21 protein-coding genes are annotated in these 17,705 nt (G+C 52.5%); 20 read left to right on the top strand and 1 reads right to left on the bottom strand.

From position 1 onward, the window contains the following. Positions 1–8: 8 nt before the first annotated feature. Complete coding sequence (locus ACTJJI_RS20305) at positions 9–1,547, bottom strand: ERF family protein (protein WP_440655381.1); 1,539 nt, start codon at positions 1,545–1,547, stop codon at positions 9–11. A 351-nt stretch (positions 1,548–1,898) separates the two neighbouring features. Between ACTJJI_RS20305 and ACTJJI_RS20310 the strand changes: the two genes are divergently transcribed. The 20 genes from ACTJJI_RS20310 (at position 1,899) to ACTJJI_RS20405 (ending at position 17,645) form a co-directional block, all read left to right on the top strand. Further along, positions 1,899–2,186: a hypothetical protein gene (locus ACTJJI_RS20310; protein ID WP_440655383.1), complete on the top strand. Its 288-nt coding sequence runs from the start codon at positions 1,899–1,901 to the stop codon at positions 2,184–2,186. An 18-nt stretch (positions 2,187–2,204) separates the two neighbouring features. Beyond that, positions 2,205–2,723, top strand: coding sequence for a hypothetical protein (locus ACTJJI_RS20315; protein WP_440655385.1), 519 nt, complete (start codon positions 2,205–2,207; stop codon positions 2,721–2,723). 99 nt (positions 2,724–2,822) lie between these two features. Next, positions 2,823–3,077 (top strand): hypothetical protein, encoded by a 255-nt coding sequence (locus tag ACTJJI_RS20320; protein WP_440655387.1) that lies wholly within the window; start codon positions 2,823–2,825, stop codon positions 3,075–3,077. 117 nt (positions 3,078–3,194) lie between these two features. Next, a complete protein-coding gene (locus ACTJJI_RS20325) occupies positions 3,195–3,737 on the top strand; it encodes a hypothetical protein (protein ID WP_440655389.1) in 543 nt (180 codons plus the stop codon). Beyond that, complete coding sequence (locus ACTJJI_RS20330; protein ID WP_440655391.1) at positions 3,734–5,101, top strand: PBSX family phage terminase large subunit; 1,368 nt, start codon at positions 3,734–3,736, stop codon at positions 5,099–5,101. Before ACTJJI_RS20325 ends, ACTJJI_RS20330 begins: the two co-directional genes overlap by 4 nt. Then, positions 5,091–6,431, top strand: coding sequence for an anti-CBASS protein Acb1 family protein (locus ACTJJI_RS20335; protein WP_440655393.1), 1,341 nt, complete (start codon positions 5,091–5,093; stop codon positions 6,429–6,431). Before ACTJJI_RS20330 ends, ACTJJI_RS20335 begins: the two co-directional genes overlap by 11 nt. Then, the gene (locus tag ACTJJI_RS20340; protein WP_440655395.1) at positions 6,412–7,791 is read left to right on the top strand and encodes a phage minor head protein; all 1,380 of its coding nucleotides are present in this window, start codon (positions 6,412–6,414) and stop codon (positions 7,789–7,791) included. The genes ACTJJI_RS20335 and ACTJJI_RS20340 overlap by 20 nt, the downstream gene beginning before the upstream one ends. Further along, positions 7,682–8,782 (top strand): DUF2213 domain-containing protein, encoded by a 1,101-nt coding sequence (locus ACTJJI_RS20345; RefSeq protein WP_440655397.1) that lies wholly within the window; start codon positions 7,682–7,684, stop codon positions 8,780–8,782. The genes ACTJJI_RS20340 and ACTJJI_RS20345 overlap by 110 nt, the downstream gene beginning before the upstream one ends. Continuing rightward, the gene (locus tag ACTJJI_RS20350; protein ID WP_440655399.1) at positions 8,782–9,570 is read left to right on the top strand and encodes an Ig-like domain-containing protein; all 789 of its coding nucleotides are present in this window, start codon (positions 8,782–8,784) and stop codon (positions 9,568–9,570) included. The genes ACTJJI_RS20345 and ACTJJI_RS20350 overlap by 1 nt, the downstream gene beginning before the upstream one ends. A gap of 2 nt (positions 9,571–9,572) precedes the next feature. After that, the gene (locus tag ACTJJI_RS20355) at positions 9,573–10,508 is read left to right on the top strand and encodes a major capsid family protein (RefSeq protein WP_440655401.1); all 936 of its coding nucleotides are present in this window, start codon (positions 9,573–9,575) and stop codon (positions 10,506–10,508) included. Positions 10,509–10,511: 3 nt separating this feature from the next. Continuing rightward, the gene (locus ACTJJI_RS20360; protein WP_440655403.1) at positions 10,512–10,829 is read left to right on the top strand and encodes a hypothetical protein; all 318 of its coding nucleotides are present in this window, start codon (positions 10,512–10,514) and stop codon (positions 10,827–10,829) included. 3 nt (positions 10,830–10,832) lie between these two features. Beyond that, positions 10,833–11,201, top strand: a complete 369-nt coding sequence (locus tag ACTJJI_RS20365; protein ID WP_440655405.1) for a DUF4054 domain-containing protein — start codon at positions 10,833–10,835, stop codon at positions 11,199–11,201. Continuing rightward, positions 11,198–11,674, top strand: coding sequence for a hypothetical protein (locus ACTJJI_RS20370; RefSeq protein ID WP_440655407.1), 477 nt, complete (start codon positions 11,198–11,200; stop codon positions 11,672–11,674). The genes ACTJJI_RS20365 and ACTJJI_RS20370 overlap by 4 nt, the downstream gene beginning before the upstream one ends. Positions 11,675–11,694: 20 nt before the next feature. Then, positions 11,695–12,024 (top strand): hypothetical protein, encoded by a 330-nt coding sequence (locus tag ACTJJI_RS20375; RefSeq protein ID WP_440655409.1) that lies wholly within the window; start codon positions 11,695–11,697, stop codon positions 12,022–12,024. Then, positions 12,021–12,827, top strand: a complete 807-nt coding sequence (locus ACTJJI_RS20380; RefSeq protein WP_440655411.1) for a hypothetical protein — start codon at positions 12,021–12,023, stop codon at positions 12,825–12,827. The genes ACTJJI_RS20375 and ACTJJI_RS20380 overlap by 4 nt, the downstream gene beginning before the upstream one ends. Before the next feature lie 2 nt (positions 12,828–12,829). Next, entirely contained in the window at positions 12,830–14,188 is a 1,359-nt protein-coding gene (locus ACTJJI_RS20385) for a DUF3383 family protein (RefSeq protein ID WP_440655412.1), read from the top strand. A 2-nt stretch (positions 14,189–14,190) separates the two neighbouring features. Then, the gene (locus ACTJJI_RS20390) at positions 14,191–14,604 is read left to right on the top strand and encodes a hypothetical protein (protein WP_440655414.1); all 414 of its coding nucleotides are present in this window, start codon (positions 14,191–14,193) and stop codon (positions 14,602–14,604) included. Positions 14,605–14,613: 9 nt separating this feature from the next. After that, positions 14,614–15,099 carry a phage tail assembly chaperone gene (locus ACTJJI_RS20395; RefSeq protein WP_211445628.1) on the top strand — a complete coding sequence of 162 codons (486 nt, stop codon included), beginning with the start codon at positions 14,614–14,616 and terminating at the stop codon, positions 15,097–15,099. Between the two features lie 133 nt (positions 15,100–15,232). After that, a complete protein-coding gene (locus ACTJJI_RS20400; protein ID WP_440655416.1) occupies positions 15,233–17,245 on the top strand; it encodes a tape measure protein in 2,013 nt (670 codons plus the stop codon). Between the two features lie 49 nt (positions 17,246–17,294). Then, complete coding sequence (locus tag ACTJJI_RS20405; protein WP_440655418.1) at positions 17,295–17,645, top strand: DUF4282 domain-containing protein; 351 nt, start codon at positions 17,295–17,297, stop codon at positions 17,643–17,645. Positions 17,646–17,705: the final 60 nt, after the last annotated feature.

The raw sequence follows: 17,705 nt of genomic DNA on the forward strand, positions 1-17,705 counted from the left end.
GTCACCGTCTAAAAGGGTATGTCATCCTCCTGTAAATCAATACCGGAGGCGGGCGCGCCGGGATTGGTTAGCCTGGCCAATATTTCATTGATTTCCACGCTGGCTTGAAAGTCGCAGCGTGACAAGACCCGGTTTATCAACATGACCTTTTCATCCGTGGTGCCGTCACCGTCAGCAATTTCACGGCAAAGTGTGACCTTTGCGCGCATCAGCGCGGCGTGCTCGCTGGTGAGGTCAGCAGCAGGGATTTTGACCTCTTCAGGGAAGGGCGGTTGTGGTACGTCACCGCTTTTATGGGCGTAATAAATCGCATCAAGCTCTTCAGCATCTTCACAATCAACCATCATCTTTCCGCTGGCCACGTCTTCACGCAGCTTATCGCGGCGCGCCTTCAGTCGTTCTAAATCTTCAGCGGCCATATCATCCAGGCTATTTAGATCCTCTTTGGCGTACACCGGCATTTCTGGCGTTGTTTCGGCATAGTGGCCGAAGTGCTTATCAATCAGCGCGTCCGCAACTTCATCGCTGCCGGTGATGATTTGCGCCGTTATCATGCCGTCATAATCGCGGCACGCTTCCAGCCATACGCGGTAAAGTGCGCGTTTCTCGTCTTCCTGGTCATAGAAGGTCACTTCCCCCCTGCGCACCTTGTCAAAAAGCTCTTCCTGAAGCTGTTGTTGAATGGTGTTAAGTTCGCGCAAGTCGCCTTTCAGCGGTTCAACAATGCGGTTGATGAAGTGGATCTCTTCAGGCGTCAGGGCGGCAAAGCGGCGCTCTTGTTCAGCAGCGCGGGCATGCTCTTCAGCAGTAAACGGCACGGCACCCATCGCAACTGCAGCACGTTCGGCGGCATCACCTTCAGCGCCCGGCATAGGCAACCATTCGCGCTTTGTACTGGTGGCCGGTGATGACTGTGCGCCCGTGCGGCGCGGCGCGCGGCGGGTCATGCCGTCAAGGTCGCCCACACCTTCAGGCTGAAGCCCCAACGCTGCATAGAGGGCATAGCGTCGGCAATAGGTCATTGTCCACCCCCAGCGCTGGTGCTCGTCGAGGTTTTGCGCGGATTTCTTCAGTTGCTTTTCAATATCTGTGCTGGCGATGTCCAGGTGCTCAACATGAATGGTGCCGGTCGGGATGTGCCGGAAGGTGGTAATGATTTGTGGCGCGCCGCCTGTTGTTTTCATAGTCTGAGAATGGAAAAGCCCAGCCTGATACATCAGCGGTTTAATCTCGCGGTAAAGTTCAGGCAGGTCAGACCATGCAAAATGCTCTTCAGGACTCCACCTGTTTTTAATCGGGTTTTTGGCTTCATGGGATACCCACTGAAGCGCGGCCAGCGCGTCCGCAAACTGTGAGCCTAACGTGTTAACTTCATGCATTGCCGGTGCGGCAGGGGTAGCCGTTTCCGTTTTTGCGCTCTCGTTTGAGGCAGTATTGATGACCGGGTTTTTGCTTTCACTTTCCGTAGTCATAGAGGCTAATCCATTAAGCAGGGTACTAACGCCATTGAGGATGGCTGAGACATTATTGAGGGTATGAGTTTGCATCTTATGTGCTCCTTTCTGTGAGACTTATCCCCACTTTTGAGATGGGGCGGGCTGGAGCTCAAAACCGCAGAAAGTCGGCGGACTTATTACGCAGAGTATGCACTGCGCTATTCGTCGCACTCCAGCCCATAAATCAGCACCGTGACGGCAAAGCACCGCCAAAGCATAAAATTTGGGCACAAAAAAATCACGCTGACGGGGTGAGAGGCCGCTTTCTGTAAATGGTGTTTTGAGCACCGGAGACAAAATTAACGCCGTAAGTGATGTATGTCAATGGAATACCTAAGCTAAATGGGTAATTATTTACCCGCATAGATCAAAAGGTGATCGATTTCATAAGGGTAGTGAAGCATGGATAAAACTTACGGGATGGATGTGACGGATTTTCGAATCCAATTGATGCAATTTACATCCAAATATCTGGATGAAATTACCGGTCTAACCGATGGGGCAAAAGGTATGATTGGGCTAATGTTAGGGAATATCATCAGGGGCAATCGCTACGATGAAACCACTAGAATAAAAATCCAGATGTATGCATCAGAGCACGGCTATTCATTTCAGCAGTTAGATCGCATAATCAGTGACGGTTTTTTTGCGTGGCGTGTTCACGTCGAAATGTTTAAAAACAATAGATAAAGGAAGGGCTGGTCAGTAATGGAAATGCAAGAGTGGCTAAGATGGATTGTTCCCATTGGTACTGTGTTTGCGGCACTGATTTCAGCCCGTGCTTCGAGGGTATCCGCCAGCGCGGCCAGGCGTTCAAGTAAAGCGGCGTATGATGCGCTCGAAGCCAATCGAAAGATTGCAGAAAACGACTGGCGAATCCGCCTCCTTGAGGAGCGAATGAAGGTGTGGCGGGCTTTTGATGACTTGATGATTGACTACACAAAACGGGGTGTATCCACGGCAGAAAGCATTGCCAAAGCAAGTGCTGAATTTCAACGCGTACCATTCCTGTTTCCTGCTGAGGTTGATAATTATCTGAAAAAATTACAAAAGCGGTTATTTAAGCAGATGATTTGGGAAGCCAGACGTGGACAGATTCGGGAAGGTATTCACTGGCAACAAAGGTTTAAAGAGCAAGAAAGAGAACTAAATCTGTGTACATGGCTTGGAAATCAGCAACGTGACGGTAAAAAAATCTTTCAAAAACACATGAGTCTCATTGATTGAGCTATTGGTCGGGTAAAAAACTACCCCATACGGATTGACCATATTAGCGCTCAATGCATAAACTGTATAAACATACAGCGTTAGTTTTGAGGTGTGGCCATGGGTAAAGATGCTAACTATGACGTGATTTTACGGGGTGAGGTGCGCGAATACCTGCCGCCGGGGCGCTGGGTCTTCATCCAGCGCGCAAAAGAGTACGGCGGCGGATTCTGGCTGGGAAAAGCCTATGATGATTGTTTCTGGCTTGAGTTTGAAAAGCCAACGTCTTTATCAGATGGCATTGACTACATTCTGATAGCAGAAAAGGTGGCCGCTGTATCCAACACGTTTGATGATGACTTCCAACTTGTTTAAACCGCACCGCACATAACATCCGGCACCGGCACTGCCAGCCGCAGCCCTCCCACAAGTACACCAATTCAATAAATCAGCCCCCATGCGGCACCATTGCGCGCATGGGGGCTTTTGTGCATGAAAAAAATAAACAAGCGTGATGAACGCTTTGCCCGCCTTGTTGCGGAAGCCACAACAGCGCCGGGGTTTTGTTATGCGACATCCAGAGAACGTGAATACAAGGGCTTTAACGACGATTACCAGGCAGAAAAGCTATTAAAAGATAACGACATCGCCAAAGCCGTTAATACGTACCGCAATCACATTCTTTCGCGTGATGTTCTTTCGCGTCAGGAAGCGCTTGTCAGGCTGACTGAGATTTTCCGCGCGCCAACGGCGGCGGAGGTATTCAGGGAACTGGAAAAAATGGAGCGCATGAGCAAAAAGCGCGTGGATAAGGAGATTGTGCAAGCGGCGTTTGATGCCATGAACATGACGGGAATCAAGAAGATAAAACGCACCAAGAATGGGGTTGAGGTGATTGGCTATGACCTTGACACGCTGGCCGCGCGAATCATGCAGCTTGCCGGTGTTGATGTCAGCAAACCGATATCAGAAGAAGGCAAGCGTACCGCGCGCCGCCTGTTGTCGGAAATCTTCGGAGATATGGGAAGCGCATGAGCGGAAATCCGCCATTCAGGCTAAAGCCAATGCGCGCCATGATGCGCCCGCTATTCCAGCCGCACCGCGTCAAGTGTCTTTATGGCGGGCGCGGTTCGGGTAAATCGTGGGATGTGGCGGAAGCATTGATTGAAATTGCGGTGCGCTCGGAAGTGCGCATTTTGTGCTTGCGCCGCGTCCAGAAATCAATTGCGGCATCTTCACACCAGTTGCTATCTGACACCATCCGCCGCCTTGGGTATGAGTCTGAATTTACCATCACCAACAATGCCATCCGGTCTAAGGAAGGCGCTGAATTCCTGTTTATGGGTCTTCAGTCCAACCTTGACAGCGTTAAGTCAATTGAAGGCGTTGATATTTGCTGGGTGGAAGAAGCGCACTCAATTTCCCGTGACGCATGGGAAATCCTCCTGCCAACCATCCGCCGCATGGCGTCTGAAGTGTGGGTCACCTTCAACCCGGATTATGCATGGGATGACACATACGTCCGTTTCGTGCTTAACGCGGAAGATGACTGGTTTGTCCAGCAGGTTAACTGGAGTGATAACGAGCACTTTACGCCCGAACTGGAGAAGGAGCGGCAAACCTGCCTCAAATACTACCCTGACCGCTATGACAATATCTGGGAAGGGGTGCCGATATCCGAAACGCCGGGCGCGGTGGTCAGCCGTGGCAACCTTGAACGCCTGTTTGTGTCGCCAGAGTCCGCGCTGGCCAAAGCGTGCCGCACCGGCCTTAAGGTGGCCGTGCTGGATGTGGCTGATGAAGGTGATGATGATTCCGTCCTGACCGTGTGGGATGGCCATTTCTGCGCCCGCGTGGATCGTCTTCAGGCACGTGACCCGGCACAGCTTGCCGTTCAGGCGCTGGCCATCGCCAAAGAGGAGGGCTGTGAAGTCCTTATCTATGACTCGGTGGGCGTGGGTGCCGGGGTAAGGGGTGAGCTTAATAAACACGAAGACGAAGACATCAGCTTTAAAAAGTTTGTGGCCAACGGTGCCGTATTGCGCAAGCGCAAGCGCTACAGGGGCGGGCGCTTCAATGAAGAGGTGTTTGCAAACCTGAAGGCGCAAGCGTGGTGGGCGTACCGTGACCGCGTCAACGACACATGCCGCTATCTGGACACCGGCGTCAAGCCACTGGACGGCATGATTGCCTTTTCTGACAAAATCCCGCGCCGCTACCGTGAACGCATTTTGTCCGACTCCACCGGCGTTGAGTGGTTAAGCAACCGTGATGACAAAATCCAGATAGAAGACAAGAAATCCGTAAAAAAACGCTTAGGCGTATCCACAGACTATGCGGATGCGGTCATCCCGCACGCGCTAAAAATGAAATCAGGATTAGACGCATATGAAGAGTAAAAATCTACCCACGCAAGGCACGCTTATTGGGGGTGAAGTGCGTGAAGAGATGAACACCGACAGCTATGTCAGCATGATGCAGGGCATAGCCGGGCTTAATGGTGGTAACGGCATTGGCGCACGGGGTGCCGCTGGCATGACATCGCCAACCGCCCGCCGCATGATGGCGCGCGTGGCAGCGGGCATGATTCCCATTAATGCCATGTTGCTTAATGAGCAATCAGGCATTGGCCACCGTATCTGTGCAGAGCCCGTGGCCGCAGCCATGCTGGCGGGCTATGCCGTTGTGGCTGACACCCCGGCACAACAGAAAGCGGTTGAAGACCTCTTTGAAGACCTTAATGTCTGGCGCGCCGTTGGTACTGCCGCAGTGCACCGGCGCTCTTCTGGCTGGTCTGTCATCGTCTTTGGTGATGAATTTGTCCGCCCGCACCCGTCATACCGCATCACGCCATCAACTGACTGGTTTAACGATTACCGGTCACCGATGTTTGGGTTGCCTGAAGGCTGGCAGATTGAGCTTAAGGCTCCTATCGGCGGTGATGTGTTTATCCCTCAGCAGGATAGTTTCCTGATGGGTGATAAAGACCATGACCCCATCTACCAGATAAGCGGCACGGAATTTGGTACGCCCGTATTGGGGCGCGTGTTCGCGGCACTGGAGCGCTTAGGGCTGTCGCATGAGCTTATTTTGTCAATCCTGTCCATGAGCATTCAGGACATCTATAAACGGCAGGATTTGGATGAAGAGCTAAAGACCAAAGCTGGTGAGCGAAAAGCCGCCAGTCGTATTGCCGGTATTGCCGCAACCCGCATGCTAAATGACATGGTGGTCATCGACGCAGAAGAAACGATTGAACGCCTTCAATCGAGCATGACTAATCTGGCAGACATCATTGATATCAGCATTCGGGTTGTGTCGATGGAGTCCGGCGTGCCGGTTTCAGTGCTGGCCAACAGCAAAGCGGGCTTAAGCAACAGCGACAGCAGCGGGGATGATGTCTGGTTAAGGCTGGTGGAGACGGAAAACACGTTCCACATCATTCCGGCACTTAAGGCCGTTGCCCGTCATTACCTCGGCATTCGCGCTGACTTTGTGCCGAACAAAAGCCAGGGCGATATTAAGCGGGATGCGGAAGCCGATAAGCTACGCGCAGAAATCGTCCAGATGTACTACAACATGCGCGCCATTACGTCTGAAGAGGCACGCGCCACCGGGCAGGAATACGCGTCATTTACCACATTGAGTAAGAATCTACCCGCGCAGGGTATCAAACCAGACGGGCAGGACGTAACCGGGGCGGACGACGATGAAGACGCAACGCTATAACGGCGCGTACCCGCTTGCCGCTGAAATGGTGCTGGCCGCACGCCTGGATAAACAGGCGCGCGCATTTACTGCCGCCGTAAAACAGGCCTGTATTGCCACTTACAAGGCTGTTGCCCGGTCGGGGGCGGTGGCGTCGTTCAACTTCAACACGGATGCCGCAGACGGCAAAGACGTTGGCATTGAGCAAGCAGCAGGGCAAACCCTGTCACCGGCGCTGGTGAAAAAGGTCAGGAAGTATCTCAAGCAAAAATACGGGTCGAACTGGTCACACCTTACGCGCGATAAGCAAACCACCCTGATTAAGGCGTTTATCGCACAAGCCGTGGATGTCAGCCCCGTCAACGCGGGTAAAAAAAGCACCATCGCAAAGCTGATGTCATACGGGGAGTATGGCGCGATTCCGGCGCACATCATTGCGGGCGTGCAGCAGCAGCTTACCGGCAACCTTGCCCGCAGCTATGCCGCCACCGAAACGGGTAACACTGGCAAAGCCGCTGATGCCGTTTCGTCGATATCCAGTAACGCCGATGCCATCCGCAGCCAGATAGAAGCCGCTGATTTTGGACTGACGCCGGATTACTGGAAAAACCATTACCAGAAATTCACGCTTGATGAAGCCCCGCTGGTGGATCTCCTTACCGGTGCGCCCGTCACCGCCACCACAGCGGGTGCGGTGGCACCAGAGGTGCCGCAATTACTGTCAAACGTGGTGGAGCTATCCACCATCAACAGCGCACCCGCGCTGGACGCCGTCAAAAAAGACGCCATCAACAACGTTGAGCAAAACTTCCAGTTAATTGTCAGGGCGGCGGAAGGTCAGCGCCTGGGCGATGGCGTGAAGCTGTCACCGGAAGAGCTTGAAGACCTTATCAGCGTTGACGCGTTTGAAAATAATCCGGGGCTGTCAGCCGCTACGGATAAGTGGGTTGATGACAGCTTTAACCGCATCAAAAACATGAACGCTGACGCCGTTAAGCGCGGCATCAACGTCACCCAACAGGCCATCAAAGAAGGGCGGTCTTTGCCGTGGCTGGAAGAGCAACTCACAAAGCAAATGGACATATCAGCGGGTAAGGCAAAAACCATTGCCCGCACGGCGACCAGTAACGCCGCATGGAATGCCGAATTAGCCACAGCTAAAGCCGCTGGCATGAATTACTACCGCTGGCGCGGAATGCTGGACGAGCGTGAACGCAAGCAGCATTTAGACCGTGAAGGTCATTCCTACGACCCCGCACACCCGCCAACGGATGGAAATCCGGGTCAGCCCATCAATTGCCGTTGCTGGCCAGAATGGTTATTTACAAGCAGTGAAATTGAGGAAGCGGAAAATGAAATTGCAGCACGACACCGAAATTAACGTTGATGCCGTTCGTGACTGGACGGTCACAGATGAAGGCTGGTTACAGATTGATATTCCGGTGCGCCGCGCCGGGATACTGACCTACGACAAGAGCAAGGGTGACGCCTTCACGGCAAAAGAATACTTGTCAGAAGACGAATTGTTTAACACCGATTCAATGAAGACACTTATCGGCAAGCCGGTTGCCATGACCCCGCACCCAAAGGGGGGCAAGGTGACCGCCAAAAATTACCGTGCGTTGAACGTTGGCACGGTGATTGACGCCTTCAGGCGGGGTGATGACCTGATTGCCCGGTCACTTGTTCAGGATGAAAACGCTATTAAGTTGATTCTGAATGATAAATCCCTGCGCGGGGCGTCTGCCGGTTACCAGTGTGACGAAAAGCTGAAGGTGACCGGGTCTTCAAAATGGGGCGATTACGACACGGTGCAGCGTGGGGCGAAATATAACCACATCATCATTTGCCGTAATCCACGTAACAGCAATGCGCGCTTTAATCTGGATGAAATTATGGACCCTGAAAACATCAACGTTGATGAATTGCAAACGCAGGTCGCCACGTTAACCAAAAAAAGTGATGACCTTGAAAAAAAGGTCGGCACCCTGAATGGTGAATTGCTGGCTGCAAATAAGAAAATTTTGAACCTTGATTCACTGAATAATGATGCCTATGAACGCGGTTTAAAAGACGGGAAAAACCAGCACCTTCTTAACGAGCACGCAAAGGCGCTGGGTATCAACGTTGACAGCCTTGATCCAAAGCTTGTCAAAATCGCCGTCATCAAAAAAGCCAATCCGCAGATGAATACCGATTCGCTGGACGATGCGCAGATTGATACGGCGCTTGAAATGGCCATGACCATCAAGCCCGCCAAAGAGTTTAAGCAGAATACGCGCCGCCAGCAGGTTAACAACGATGGCGACCGCAACGGCGCTGAAGCTGACAGCCACGCGGACTACCAAAAACGCCTGTTCGGGGGTCAATAATGCAGACTGATATCAAAACGGAATATGACGCGGGGCTACCCGGTCAACTGGCTGTGCTGCCGTCATTCAATAGCGCCGCAAAAGTCCGCTCTTGCCGTGTTAATGGCCTGATTTATGCCGGTGATGCGCTCAAGCTGGGTGACACCGATAACACCGTTGTCGCGCTGGAAACAGGTGACACCGCCGATATGGTTTGCGGCGTGGCCGTGCGCTCTCATTCTAACTTTGGCATGACGCCAACCCGCACCTATGGCGCAACCAGCGCTTATGCCGTTGATACCAACAGCGTGCAGGGGTCTTGTGAAGACGGTCCGATTTACGTGGCGCTGAAGTCTGGCCAGACCCCGAAAAACGGCGACCTTGCAACCCCAATGGGGCGTAACGCCACGTCAAACGTGATGGAGTGGGGCGTGCTGGCGGCAGACGGTGGCCAGACCCGCGCCAAATTCATTTCCGGTGCGCTGCCGGGCGGCGTGGCCATTATCCAGCTTACGGATGGCGCATTGCTGGGAAAGCCTGAAGCGTCAGTTATTAACGTGACTGGCGCAACCGTGGCACCAACCACGGCAAATATCGCCGCAGGAGCAACACAGCAGCTAACGGCGACTATCGCGCCAGCTAACGCAACGGATAAATCCGGGGCGTGGTCAAGCAGTGACGAAACAAAAGCCACTGTGAACGCATCAGGGCTGGTGACGGGCGTTGCGGCAGGTACGGCAACAATCACATTTACGACAACGGACGGCGGTAAGACTGCCACTTGTGCCGTTACTGTTACGGGAAGTTGAGCATGAACAAGACAGAAATTGTGCAGACGATGCAGAGCTATTGCGCTGGCGCCCTGCGCGCCAATGGTCAGGAAGTTAACGTTGACGAGCAGGGGCTTATCTTTGCTGATGACGTGATTGCGGTATCCAAAAAGATTTATGAAAAGAAAATGCCAGCGCCGCAAGCGCTGTCTCTTTTCCCGCAAGAGCCAGACGTTACGGATGCGGATGAATGGTTTGAATACCGCATGTATGACGCGCAGGGCATGGCAAAAATCATGGCCGCTTATGGTACGGATATGCCGATGATGACCGTGAAGGGTGAAGCCTTCATTGCCAAAATGTATACCGTGGGGCTGGGCTATGGCTGGACGTATAAAGAAATGCTTCAGTCAGCCAAAAAAGGCATCCCGCTTAAGCAGATTGAAGGCACGTCATGCCGCAAAATCCACGAGCGCACCATCAGTAATATTCTGTGGAAGGGCAATGCGGAATATAAAATCGTGGGCTTTTCCAATCACCCCAACATCCCTGAAGTGGCCGTTGCCGGTGGCTGGGCGTCTGCTGATGGTGATGCCATTGTTGATGATGTTGCGGCCATCATTTCTGCCGTTAACGGCACGTCTATTTTTGACGTCAATAAATTCCAGCTACCGTCAAAAGCCTGGACGATTGTGCAGAGCAAGCGCTTGTCAGGCACAAGCGACACCGTGCTTTCGTTCCTGAAAAAATCATTCCCTGAAGTGACCTTCAGCAAAAACCCCGATTTGGACGCGGACGGAATTTGCATGGCCATTGATATGAATGAAGAGAACTTCAGCCAGGCAACACCGGTGCTGTTCCGCCAGCTTGCGCCGCAGCCTAACGGCATTGATATTTCCGTGCCGTGCATTTCCATGACTTGCGGCACCATCGTCCGCCAGCCGCTGGCCGCATCCAAATCAACGAAAGTGGTGTAATAAATGACCGATAAAAAGACCGAAGTGAAAACCGTCTGGCTGGCCAACAAGACGCAGCGCCCAATCCACATCATGCAGCGCGGCAAAGACGCTGACGGCAATGCGCTCGATAACATCCGTCTTTCAACCATGGGCGCGGTGGAAGTCTCTGAAGAGACATTAAACCTGTCAGGCGTGGCGCAGCTTATCAAGAAAAAAGCGCTTGTTAAGGTGACCGAAGCACAGGCCAAAAAGCTTAACAAAGCCCATGACACCGTAGTCAGCCAGCCTGACGAGCAGGAAGACGACGAAAACGACCACGAAGAGAACGAAGGGGATTAAGCCGTGACGACCGTTAAAGAATGGCTTGCCATCCTTTTACCGGGTTACACAGTGGACGAGGGCGCATTTAGCGCCCTTTCTTCATTGTGCGCCAGCGTCTATGACCTACAGGCGGCGGTAGATGATGGCTACGAAGAAACCTATTTGCTGGCGCTGTACATCGCCGCAAATCAGGTATACGCGATTGAGGGCTACAGCGGCAGCATACGCCCGGTGGTCAGCAAGCGTGAGGGCAAGGTGTCGCAGTCTTACGGCACCGGCAAAGGCGGCAGCGTTAAAGCCGGATGGGAAGGCACCACGTTTGGTGAGCAGTTTCTGGACATCATCAGCGCCAGCCGGGGCGGGGCAATCTTGCTGGGTAGCGCATCATGAAAGGCGGTGCGCAGTTCAACACAATGGGCTTTGACCGGGTCATCCGCAAAAACATTACGGCGCTTGCCGGTATCAAGCTGAAGATAGGCATTCAGAAGGGGGCGACGGCCACCGGTGGCGGTCTGGTTGCTGAATATGCCGCCGCCAATAACTTTGGCACCAAAAATGGCCGCATCCCGTCGCGTCCGTTTATGACGTATTCATCGGACAGAATCGCAGACTGGATGGAAACGGCAGCGTTTTACGAGGTGGTTAATGGCGTTATTGCTGGCAGGTTTACAGCTGATATGGCCGCAAAAATTATCGGTGACCGTGCTGTAAACATCACTAAGAAAACAATAAAGGATTCAGCGCTATACAAGCCAAACACGGAATATACCCTGAATATTAAGCGCAAGAAAAAACAGGGTGATAAGCCTTTGCTCGCTTCTGAGAGTTTATTCCGCAACGTTAAATTTGTGAGGGTAATGTAATGCGGCGTCAGGTGCAGATAATGCAGCCCGCAAAGGGTGAGTTTGTGGCCGGTGTGTACCGGCAGGGGTACGAAAAGCCGGTAACGGCCATGTTAAGCATGCAACCGGCAAACGGCGGCGGCACGTTTAAAGAGTATCTGACGGGTAGAAAAGTATCCGATTACATGGAAGCAATCGGGGAAGTGGATCTCAAATCCACCGAAGAAGGCGAACACAATGGCGCGTATGTGCTGTGCGGTGGCAAAAAATATGAAGTGGTAGACCGCGCGGAATGGCAAAACGGGGTCATCAATCATTATGAATACCTGCTTTACCGCACCACCACTGAAAAAAGCGAGGTGACCGGATGAATGCATCACCCGTTAACCTGCTAACCGCATCAGGGGTAATTATTTACCCGTCCTACCGTGAAGAAGTGGCGGAGTTTGACGAGCGCGGCAACGTCAATGAGATTGAATTCACGGCGTATGACGGCACCGTCAAAAACAGTGACGATGATTACGCCCCACAAACGGTTATTGCCGTTTCGTTCGAATATGACGGCGCACCCGTTAGCGTGCCGGTGAATGTGTTAATGGTGGTGGGAACGGTCATCAAATTCCATCCCGGCACCCTGACGCCAGAAAGCGCCACGCCGGAGGTTTTGCGAGGTGCGCCATACTATGCCGCCGTCCGCGCCCGTCAAATGCTGGTGGAGCTTATGGGAACGCAGGACGCAGTCTACGCACTGCAAAGTATGCCAGAGCCCAAGACAAGCTTTGCCGTGGCGTGGGTTACTTCCCATTCAACAAGCCCATCAGAAATAGACAACGGCTTTGACGAGCATGGGCGCTGGTATGACTTTAATGCCTGGGCGGAAGTCACCATCATCCGCAGCAGCGCAACAGCGGCGCAGTATCTTCACGACCTGCTTACCATTCTGGAAACCCGGCGCGGGTATTACTGGCAGTATGACCGGGGCTTTGATTTATGCAGGTCGCAAGAAGTGTCTAACAGTTCCCCCCTTATAAATAATCTCGGTTACCAGCAACAAGCAGAGGTCGCTTTGTCATTTTCGTTTGTATATCGCCATTACGAGCAGGAAGGCTGGATCGCACGGGCGGTGGTAGATGATGACTTTGCGCACGTTGATTTAATTCGAGAAGGGGAATAAACATGGCTGACTTGCGCCGCCTGTTTAACATGAAAATTACCCGGCAGACCAAAGCCGCCGCGTATGGCGTCTTTGGGGTTGGGCTGGAGCTTACGCCCGCGCCGGGTTTTTATGGTGTGACCAAAGAAAACTTTGAAAGCATCACCGCCGCTGACGTGTCCAAAATCGTGAAGGTTTACAGCCTTTACGATGACGTTATTGATGATGGCGTGACCGGTGCCGCGCTCAAAGCCGCAAATGCCTACTTTAACCAGAAACCAACGCCTGACACGCTGGTAATCGCTGATATTTCCGGGGCGTTTTCCAGCGTGGCCATTTTGCTGAATGGTGATGATACCGGCATTCAGGATGTTAAAGCCGCCGTTGCGTTTGTCAGTGGCGATGATGTCCTGAATGCCACGTTTGACGGCTCGGCATGGGTTGGCACCGGCGCAGATAAAATCACCGCTGATGAAAACAATGCGGAGTTATACCAGGTTGACGGGCGCATTGTGTTTCTGACCGGCGCGGATGTGTCTGTTGGCTATTCAGACGTAAAAGCAGACGCTTTCCCGACTGTCATCACCGCCATCAAAAAGCAAAATAATAACTGGTTTATGTCGTTCACGACCTCCCGCAACCCAACGCTGTTAATCCAAATTGCAGACTGGACGGAAGCACAGACGGACAAAATGGCCGCGTTGGTTGATGACGGTGGCGCGGTTTACAGCACCAATCCACCATGGCCAGTTGGTGGCATTACGCAATATCTTTTCGATAAACAATACGCGGGTAGTTTTGCGACCACGACGCGCATTGATTCCAACTACCTTGACGCCGCACAGGCTGGGCGATGCCTCACCATGCAGCCGGGTAGCGAAACATGGGCGCTGAAAACGCTGTCAGGCGTTGTGACTGATGATTTTGACGAAACGGATTATCAGACCATTACCGCTATTAACGGCAACACGTATGAAGATTACGGGTCTGGCGTCATGGTGACCTATCCCGGCACGGTCGGTGACGGTGAATCCATTGAGGCGGTGCGCTTCTGTTACTGGCTGGCCGATTACATGCAAAAAAATCTGGCCACCTTTGCCATTAACCAGAAAAAAGTTGCGTATGCGCCGTCCGGCATTGAGCTTGTCTGTAGCAACATGGAAAAAAGCCTCAAAACCGGCCAGGACAACGGCGGCATCCTCGAAAACTTCACCAATGGGGATGAATACGTGCGCGGCTTTACGGTCACCCGTCCAACCATGAATCAAATCACCGCAGCACAGCAAATCAAAGGGGATTTGCAGGTGCCTTTCGAGTTTTATTTGCAACACGCCATTAAGCACGTTACCGGCGTTGGTGCTGCCTTAACGTGGGGGATGTAACCATGGGCGCTTATCAGGGTAACCAAAACCCCAAAGACTGGATTTTAGCCGTTAGCCTCGCACCGGTGCTGGGCTTTGCTAAAGACAGCAATATTGAGCTTGAGTTGCGGGAAGACGCTGTTGATGCGGATGTTGGTATCCAAGGGGATTGGGTGTTTGTGGAAAAAAATGACGGGTCATCTACCGTCAAATTTACGCTTTATCGCAATTCCGCCTCAAATGCCATGCTTCACACGCTTCTTAAAACCCGGTCTGTGTTCAATACCACGCTGACCAACGTGCGTAATGCAACGGTGCACAGTCTGCCGTATTGCATGATTCAGAAGCAGCCAAAAGACGGTAATAACGGCGGTTCTAACGCAAACACGCTGGAATGGACGATTATCGCCGGTGAAACGGATTCCACAATTTTATAAGGCGGCAGAATGTCTGAGTTAATCAAAGAAGTACCCATCAAGGGGCGTAAATTCACCATCGTTAAAATGAGTGCGTTTGACGCCATTCATTTTAAGTTGCGCATCATGGAGCTTATCGCAAAGCACGGAATTAACGTTTCCGGGTCGCTGATGGAAGCGGCGGGGCGCGCGTTTACGCTGTTGAACCGTGAAGACCATGACGAGATCCTTTTCCAGTTACTGCAAAAGTCACGCGTGCAGTGCATGGATAATGAAATGCTTCTGGAGGACTGGGGCGCACTTGACGCCACGTTTGGCGCGGACAACATCGCAGATGTGTACCTGATTGCGCTGGAGTGCGTCAAATTCAGCATTGCGCCAGTGGCTGAAGGGTTAAAAAAAAATATTGGTCTGGACATGAGCCTGAATCTTCAGGGAAGCATGCGGGGATTATTAAACGCCTGGCTGAAAACCTTGACCCCGCCGTCAGAGCAGAAATCACCGTCTGGAGAGTAATACAATCTGGCCTGATACCGTATGACGCTATACGGTCAGGCCTTGCCCCGTTCGATGACATCATGCGCGCCGCCGCCGTCCTGCAGTACGATTCCGCCGTATCCGCCGCCATATCCAAAGCAGAGCAGAAAAAATGACGCAAGAAACCAAAGAACTTGTCACTAAGGTTGACGTGCAGCCAGACCTTGCAGGATTGCTGGCGTTTGAGGCTGAGATTGACCGCGCCATTGGAAAGGTTAACAAGCTTGACGCGGCCATCAAGCGTGTTAACGAATTGCGCCCGGCAACCCGCTATTCACCGCCCGTGAACAATCCCGGCGCAACTGCCGCCGCCGCAGGGCTGTCAGCCGGGCTGGGCGCAAATCTCGTCAACCGTGGCGCACTGGCACCCATCGTGCGTAAGGCGTCAGAGGACGTGGCCAAAAACGCAGCCAACACAGCCGCAACCGGTGTCAACATGGCCATAGAGGATATGCGCGGGCGACTCCTTGCCGGTGGCGGACGGATTATTCCGCGCATTGGTATTGAAGGCGGCGGGGCTGGTGGGTTCGGTGATCGTTCAGGGACTCATAATGCCGGTGGTTTTGCTGGTGGCGTGTCCAGACCTGAGGATTTCAGGCCTAACGCGTTTAACCGGTTCAATTTTAATAATATGGACTGGAGCGCGCCGGGCGACCTGAAGCCGGGAAGCCCGCAGGTGGCCAGAACGCCGAAAACACCCGGCGCGGGCATGCGCATGCCGGATATGATGGTTGGCGCGGCGTCCGCTTACGCGTTAAGTGCGGGGCTAGGCGCGGTGGCTGAAAATCTTGACCGTATCCAGTCACAAGAGGCGCAACTTGCAAGACTGCCGCAGACGGTAGGTAGCAGCAAGGATGCCTTTATAGCGCTGAATGAAGCCGCTAGCGACGTGCGCAGCAACGGTGATGCCTTTATTTCGACATATACCAACATGGCCACTGCAACTGAAAAGCTGGGATTAAGCCAGGCAGAAACGATGAAATCGGCACAGGGCATGGTGAGTGCACTGCAGTTAGGCGGCGGTAGCAAGGTTGCCATTAATAATGCGCTGTATCAGATGGGTCAGGCCTTCTCAAGCAACCGGTTTGGGGGTGATGAATTTAGATCCTTCATGGAGGCCATCGGCACTATGGCACCCACTGTGGCCAAAGCGTTTGGCACGGACGTTGCCGGGTTGCGTAAGATGTCGGAAGCGGGTGAATTAACCGCAGAGAAGATGACCAAAGCCTTTGCGGTTATGGCTGATAACAACATCGACCTGTTAAAAAAACAGGGCTGGACATGGGCGCAAGTCACGGCAGTCATGGGTAATGACTGGGATAACTTTGTGGCCACGGCCACTGAAAACGGTGAATGGGCGCACCTTATGTCATGGGTTGCAACCAACGTCACACCCGTTTTCAGGGATGCGGAAAAAGCCGTTGCTACCTTCTGGAATAGCACCACGGATGAAAGTAAAGCCAGCATATTGATTGGCATCCTTGCGGCCATTGGCGCAGCTTTTGTGGCGCTTGCCGTGCCGGTACTGGCGGCAACATGGCCATTTCTTGCCGTGGGCGCGGCGGTCTTCCTGTTGTGGGAAGTATTCCAGGAGTTTAAGCACTGGATGGATGGCAGCGCCAAAACCATTTTTGACAGTCTGTTTGGCAGCTTTGACGAGTTTGAACGCCGCTATCCATACATCATTGCATCCATCAAGAATCTGATGGAGTTAATGAAAATGACCGATGATTTCAGCGGGTGGTTGCATCAAAAAACGATTGGTAAGTTGCTGGGTGAGCAGCAGGAAACACCAGAAGAAGGCGGTCTTTTGAATGGCGCAAATAATACTCTTAAAGCAGGTAAGGCGTTGGGTGGTGCCGCTGGAGGGTGGGGAAATCCGTTGTCGTGGCTTGAAGATATCCTAAGCATTCCGCATCAGTTGAGTGAGTTACCAATGCTTCCACCGGCGCTGACGCAGGGCGGTAAGCAAACCAACATCACTAACACCAACAGTGGCAACACAACAATCACCGTGGCCACCCCGGAAGAGGCCGCAGCGGTGGCCAACGCGCGTGACGATTCTTTTGTTAATCAGGCCAGTGGCGGACTGGATAATATGGCAGAAGGTGGAGGTTATGCGTGATTTTGAATGTGTATTGTATAATGACCAAAATTAACTATAGGGATGTAAAATGAATGTGTTTAATTTGAATAACATGATTACCCCAAAGATTCTGACGGGTATTTATGTACTCACCACTGTGATTGCGGCGGTGGCTTGTGTTTTAACTTTCCTCGGTGGTAGCTTCACCGGTGCTATTGCTTGGGGGCTGGTTGCATTTTTCAACCGCATCTTCTTTGAGTGCATTATTGTAGTGTTTAAAAATAACGAGTATTTACGCCACATTGCTAACGCGCTTGATGGCGGCGGCGAGCCTGATGTTATGGCGGATATCCTCCGCAGAAATGGCCGAAAAACTTACGAAAGCGGCAGTGATTGGGAAAATCACAAAAAAAGGGACGACCCACAAGACAAGCAATAATCAGCACCGGCAGCGCCCCATAAAATCCACCTTAACCGGTGGATTTTTTTATGGGTGAAA

It is taken from the genome of Enterobacter sp. 22466 (assembly GCF_052044775.1).
Lineage (GTDB): Bacteria > Pseudomonadota > Gammaproteobacteria > Enterobacterales > Enterobacteriaceae > Enterobacter > Enterobacter dissolvens.